Raw genomic sequence first — 345 nt, forward strand, 5'->3', positions numbered from 1 at the left:
CCAGAAGACCCTGAAGGTCAACATCTCTTACCGCGGTTCGAACGGTCCGTTGCACCTGCTGGTCGACAGCACTGGCATCAAGGTCGAGGGCGAAGGCGAGTGGAACGCCCGCAAGCATTGCGGCACCAAACGTCGGGTCTGGCGCAAGATTCACATCGGCATCGATGAGAGTGAGGAGGATCGGGAAAGGCCCCAGTGGGGCGTTTCCCCGACGAACGCTGGAAATCCGCGCGGCCGAGTTCACGATCAGCGATGTCGGCGATGCGCCGATGCTGCCCGAACTGCTGGACCAGATCCCGCCCGACCAGGACATCGCCACCGTCACCGCAGACGGCGCCTTCGACA

1 pseudogene is annotated in these 345 nt (G+C 63.2%); it reads left to right on the top strand.

The annotated features are described in order from the left end of the window. A pseudogene (locus ACTVZP_RS22375) lies at positions 1-345 on the top strand (transposase); the annotation flags it as partial.

The organism is Rhodobacter sp. NSM, assembly GCF_052244495.1.
Lineage (GTDB): Bacteria > Pseudomonadota > Alphaproteobacteria > Rhodobacterales > Rhodobacteraceae > Cereibacter_A.